Source organism: Streptomyces sp. NPDC040718, assembly GCF_055593565.1.
Genome location: NZ_JBVIXO010000025.1, coordinates 1 through 5,673 on the forward strand (window position 1 = coordinate 1; position 5,673 = coordinate 5,673).

The window sequence follows — 5,673 nt, forward strand, 5'->3', positions numbered from 1 at the left end:
TCCTCCGAATACCGGGCAACACCCACCACGACACCTCCGTCTCGGATCCCACAATCTGATCCTTAAGAGATGTCCACAAACGGGGGCAAACCCCACCCTCCTGATCCCCCAACTGGGAGAACTCGGCGAGACGTTCGCCGAGCTCGCCCTCGCGCAAGCCCTGCGTCAAGGACTGCTCCCTCCCGAAGCTCGCCGCTCCTGGAGCAATCCGGGCCGCCACCAGCTCATCGCCGGCGACGACACCGTCGCCAAGTCCCCCACCCTGTCCACCGTCCCCTTCAGCATCGACGAGAACGGAGTGCGCCGCCGCCACCGCGTCGACCCGGCCTCCTCCTGGCAGAAGGAAGGAGGTGGGAACAGGGACGAGGAAGACGCAGTCAGCGCTGGCGCTGGCACCACAGAGCCGGAGAACACCAAAAACTCCGAAAAGATGGTGCTGGGCAGCAAGTTCGTCGTGTTCTCCACCCGCCACCGCGGCTACTTCCGGCGTGTCTTCCTCCGCTACGGCCACGTCCCGCACGACCAGGAGGGCGGCGAAGCCGCAGTCGCCCTCAAACTCGCCTGCGCCATCCTCGACGCCGCAGAAGGATGCATGGGCGTCCTCTACGACGGGGCCTTCCGCGGCATGCACCGCGACGTCATCGCCCGCCGGGGCAAACTCCTCATCAACAAGCAGCACAAGGGGGCCAAGCCCCGCTACCTGCGCACCCTCGACTACGGGCGATGCCGCCACGAACTGTGGTCCAAGAAGGGGCGCGCCCACGAACGTGTCTTCCTCGACACCGGCACCACCACCCTCCTCCCCCTGCCGATCCGCAAGCTCGAACGCCGAACCAGCCCCAACACCCACCGCTGGTACCACCTTCTCGCCGTCCCGTGCGTACGCGGCGCCCACGAACACCGCGAGCCCGTCGGCATCACCACCACCCCCGGCGAACGCGACGACGGACAGAGCGATACCGAGACCGGCTTCCACCGCGCCGAGCACCTCCTCCAGATTCCCGACGCCACTGCCACCCACCAGACCCTCTACGGCGGCCGCGAAGACACCGAGGCCGGCTTCTCCCAGCTCGACCGCTCCCTCTGGAACCGCCGCATGATCGCCTTCGGCGCCGACGCCCAGAGCCTGGTCATCCTCGGCTTCCTCCTCGCACAGAACGCCACCAGCGCAGCCCGCTACCGGGAAGACCCCGCCTACACCGACGCGGACGCAGAGACCGCAGAAAGCAGCACCCGCTCCCCCAAGAACTGAGCCGCAACGCCCCACGCTGATCCGCTACGCTGTCCCTGGGCTGCCCTCGTGGCAGTCCAGGACCTTGCCGAACGCGGGCGGAATCTCACGCAGAGTATTCAGCCACGTTTTACGCAAGGCCCCGCCTTCGTAGCTCAGGGGATAGAGCACCGCTCTCCTAAAGCGGGTGTCGCAGGTTCGAATCCTGCCGGGGGCACGTGCGAACGGCCCGGAGCGATCATGCTCCGGGCCGTTCTGCTGCTCGGCCTAGGGGGTGGCGAGGGCGCGGGCTGCCGGGGTGCCGGTGCGGCGGGCGTGGGTGAGGCGGGCCCGTACCTCTCGCAGGCTCCGGGGGCGGTAGCCGGGGCCGCAGCCGCAGCAGGCCTGCCGGAAGTCGAGTCCGGCGTGGAGCAGTACGGAGACGACCCTCCAGGCGTCCCGGTCCCGGCGGGGCGGTGCCTCGAAGGCGTCACCGGCGAGGAGCAGCTCCCGGCGGCACTCCGGGCAGCGGTACGTCCGCTGGCCGGAGTGTTTGAAGGAGACCCGGCAGGAGAGGCACACGTACGCGGAGCGGTGGGGCATCGGGCCAATATCCGCCGCCGGGCTCCGGGGGCGCCATCGGTTTTCCCGGGCGTCAGCTGAGGCCCCTGCTCCGTTCGCCGATGCGGTCGCCCTGCGGGGTGCCGGCGCGCTTGAGGGCCGCCTTGGTGTGGGCTCCGCCCTTCACCTTGCTGCGGACCGGGCCCTCGAAGCCGTGGCCCTGGGCCTGCGGCGGCTGGAGGTGTTCCGCCGCCTTCGCGATCGCCGTCCTGACGTCCTGCTTCTGCTCTTTGCTCATCCCGTCGTCAACTCCCTCGGGAAGCGCCCAATCGGTTCCAATCGGATTACTGGGATCGTATGCACATATGGGGGGCGATGCACCTGGATCAGGACGGTCAGGGGCGCGGCGGAGTGCCCAGGGTCTCGTGGATCAGCGGCTCCGGGCACGGCGTACCGCGCGGGAGCTGGTACTTCGCCGAGACCCGGTACTCGCCCGGCGCCGGGGCCAGAAGCTCCGTCCACGCGTCCCCGGAGGCGTCCGGGGCCGCCTTGAACAGGCATCCGGCCGTGTTCGCGGCCCGCGGCGGGGCCACCGGCTTTCCCTCGCCGTCCACCAGCCCCAGCCACGGCGAGTGCGGGATCCGCACCAGCACCCGGCCGGGCGCCGAAACCTCCAGCACCAGTTGGTCCGCGCCCGCCCGGACCACCTTCGCGGGGCCCGAGACCAGGCTCGCCGGGGCCTCCACGCGGAACAGGCGCCAGTTCTCGTCGCCCCACACCTGGCTCAGGTACGGCAGGCCCCCGCTCACGAGCTCCGCCTCGGCCTCCCCGCCAGAGTCGGGCTTGTCGGCGGGCAGCACCACGTAGTGCACGGCCCAGCGCTCCAGCCAGGCCCGGTAGCTCTCGGCGGTGAGGGTGTCGTCGTAGAAGAGCGGGTTGCGCTCCAGGTCGGCCTGCCGGTTCCAGCCCCGCGCGAGGTTCACGTACGAGGGGAAGGCTGAGGACTCCCGGTGGCTGCTGGCGGGGACCACCTCGACCCGGCCCCGGTCGGCGCCCGCCTTCTGGAGCTGGTCGACCAGGGGGGCCAGCTCGCGGTTCCAGGCGGCCACCGGGGTGGTGCGGACGATGTCGGTGATGCTGTTGGTGGTGATCCAGGCGGTGAGTCCGGCGAAGGCGAGCAGCACCGCGTACCGGCGCCGGGTGCGCGGGGCCGTGTACGGGACGGCGGCGAGCAGCACCGCTCCGCCGAACAGCATGACCAGCCGGGTGACGTTCGAGCCGACCTGGGAGTCGATCGCCCAGGTCAGGAACACCCCGAGGGTGTACACGGCGGCCGCGGCCCGGACCGTCCGCCACGCCTTCGGCACGAGGAGGGCGACGGCCAGCCCGAAGAGGAACGGCAGCCCCGCCGAGCCGATCTTCATCGGCTGCGTCCCCGAGAAGGGGAACAGCCACGCCGACAGCCCCACGACCGCCACCGGGGCCAGTCCGAGGGCGTACGCGCCCGGCCGCCGCCGGCTCAGGAACAGCGCGGCCGCGACCACCCCGAGGAAGAGGCCGGCCACGGGGCTCGCGGCCGTCGCCAGCCCGGCCAGCGGCGCGGCGACGGCGGCCTTGGCCCAGCGCCGCCGGGCCCATTTGCGGGGCCAGCAGAAGACGGCGGCGACCGCGCCGAGCGCGAAGAGGGTGCCGAGTCCGAAGGTGACCCGGCCGGAGAGCGCGTTGCACAGCAGCCCGTAGACCCCCGCCAGGGCCGGCCACAGGGGGCGCCGGACGGCCCCGCGGCAGCGGGTGAGGACCAGCGCGAGGAGCCCGGCCGAGGCGGTGCCGGCGATCATCATGGTGGTCCGGACGCCGAGCACGTGCATCACGTACGGGGACACGACGCTGTACGAGACCGGGTGCATCCCCCCGTACCAGGCGAGGTTGTACGCCGTGTCGGGGTGGCGGCCGACGAACTCCGCCCAGGCGTCCTGCGCGGCGAGGTCCCCGCCGCTGTTGGCGAAGCAGAAGAACCAGACGACGTGCAGGACCGCCGCCGTGGCGGTGGCCACGGGCACCGGGTGCCGGTGCGCCCACCCGAGCGCGCGGCGGGCCGGGCCGGCGGGCGCGCCGGGCCCGCGCGGGGACTCCGGCTGCCCGGTCTGCCTGTGCTGCTGCTCGGCTGTGGTCACGACGACACCCTCTCGTACGACTACCGGGACGTGGCACGGCGCCCCGGGGTTGCCCGGGGCGCCGTGCCGCCCGCCGGATGTCAGCCGAGCCGGGTCAGCTTGCTGCCGAAGCCCGGGGTGTCCAGCTCGCGCTGGAGCGCCACCGGCACCTTGACCTGGCTGGCACCGTCGCCGACGGTCAGCACGCCGACCTGGGTCCCGGCCTTCGCCGACTCCGGGATCGCGGTGCCGCCGTCGCCGAGCTTGATGTCGACGGTCAGCGAGGACCAGCCGACGGCCTGGACGTCGGCGGTGGCGACGACCGGCGTGTGACCGCCGAGGCCGTCGTCCACGTAGCCCACGACCTGGCCCTTCTTCACGACGGGCGCGCCCTGGACCTCCTTCTGCGTGGCGATCAGCAGCGAACGGCTCGCGGCGATGACGCTGTCGATGATCGGCGGCTTGTGCTGGCCGAGGACCGCGCCGACGAGCAGCTGGTTGGTGTCGCCGACCTTCTTCTGCGCGGCGAAGAGGAGGTTTCCGCCGGCCTTGGTCGTCGTACCGGTCTTGATGCCGAGGGAGTCGTTGAACGGGACCAGGCGGTTCCAGTTCTGCCAGACCTTGCCGGTCTGGTCGGTCCAGGCGGGCAGGCGGGTGATGTCCACCAGAGCCGGGATCTCGACGATCTTCAGGCCGAGCTTCACCTGGTCCTCGGCGGTGGAGACCGTGGTGGCGTCCAGGCCCGAGGGGTCGGTGTAGGTGGTGTTGGTCATGCCGAGTTCCTTGGCGGTGTCGTTCATCTTCTTGACGAACGCCTCCTGGGAACCGGAGTCCCAGCGCGCGAGGAGCCGGGCGATGTTGTTGGCCGACGGGATCATCAGGGCGGCGATCGCGTCGTACTCGGAGATCTTGTCGCCCTCCTTGACCGTGTTGAGGGTGGACTCGTTGTCCGACTTGTCCTTCTGGCCCTCGGTCTCGGCGGTCTTGTCGACGTCGATCATCGCGCCCTTCTCCCCCTTCTTGAAGGGGTGGTCGCGCATGATGATGTACGCCGTCATCGACTTCGTGACGCTCGCGATCGGCACCGGCTTCTGCTCGCCGGAGCTGCCGATCGTGCCGAGGCCGGCGGCGGCCATGGAGGCCTGGCCCTCGGTCGGCCAGGGCAGGTTCGGTGCCCCGCCGGTGAAGGTGTACGTGGCCTTCGCGGTCAGCTTGAGCTTCGGCGCGGGCAGCGGGCGGACCAGCTGCACGACGGAGAGCACGATGATCAGGAGCAGTACGAGCGGCGCGTAGATCTTGACCCGCCGGATCGCGTTCCGCATCGGGGTGGGCGGCGGGGGCGGGTTGTTGGTGAGGTCCGCCAGCATGTCGAGCGGCGGCCGGGGCGGCAGCGGCTGCTGGGTGGTCCGCTCGCTGGGGTCCAGCCGGGGCGGGGCCGGCGGGGCCGGCGAGGCCGGCTTCACCGGGGGCTTGGCGTCGGGCGCGGCCCCGCCTTCGCCGCGCAGCGGTACGAAGGTGCTGACGCGGCGGTCGCTCTCGCCGGTGCCGGTGCCGGTGCCGGTGCCTGCGGCGCGGGGGTCCCGGGAAGGCCGGTCCGTGCCGGGCTTGGCGTTGCCGGGCCGGTCCGTGCCGGGCTTCGGGGCGTCGGCCTTGGCCGCGTCGGGCTTCGCGGAACCCGGCTTCACGGCACGGAAGACGGCGGTCCGCTCGCTGTCGGAGTCCGCCGGGGGCGTGGCGGCCGGCTTCTTG

At 71.7% G+C, this 5,673-nt stretch carries 5 protein-coding genes and 1 tRNA gene; 2 read left to right on the forward strand and 4 right to left on the reverse strand.

What is annotated here, in order from left to right:
- Window positions 1–430 precede the first annotated feature (430 nt).
- Both ACZ597_RS34165 and ACZ597_RS34170 read left to right on the forward strand, forming a co-directional pair.
- Window positions 431–1,252 (forward strand): hypothetical protein, encoded by an 822-nt coding sequence (locus ACZ597_RS34165; protein WP_471339027.1) that lies wholly within the window; start codon window positions 431–433, stop codon window positions 1,250–1,252.
- Window positions 1,253–1,375: 123 nt separating this feature from the next.
- Window positions 1,376–1,448 (forward strand) — tRNA-Arg (locus ACZ597_RS34170).
- Window positions 1,449–1,498: 50 nt separating this feature from the next.
- Here the strand turns inward: ACZ597_RS34170 and ACZ597_RS34175 are convergent.
- The 4 genes from ACZ597_RS34175 to ACZ597_RS34190 form a co-directional block, all read right to left on the reverse strand.
- Complete coding sequence (locus tag ACZ597_RS34175; protein WP_471339029.1) at window positions 1,499–1,813, reverse strand: deoxyxylulose-5-phosphate synthase; 315 nt, start codon at window positions 1,811–1,813, stop codon at window positions 1,499–1,501.
- 52 nt (window positions 1,814–1,865) lie between these two features.
- Window positions 1,866–2,069 (reverse strand): hypothetical protein, encoded by a 204-nt coding sequence (locus ACZ597_RS34180; RefSeq protein ID WP_471339031.1) that lies wholly within the window; start codon window positions 2,067–2,069, stop codon window positions 1,866–1,868.
- A 97-nt stretch (window positions 2,070–2,166) separates the two neighbouring features.
- Complete coding sequence (locus ACZ597_RS34185) at window positions 2,167–3,945, reverse strand: MFS transporter (RefSeq protein ID WP_471339033.1); 1,779 nt, start codon at window positions 3,943–3,945, stop codon at window positions 2,167–2,169.
- Between the two features lie 80 nt (window positions 3,946–4,025).
- Window positions 4,026–5,673 (reverse strand): D-alanyl-D-alanine carboxypeptidase family protein (locus ACZ597_RS34190; RefSeq protein ID WP_471339035.1); only part of this gene is annotated, 1,648 nt, incomplete at its 5' end.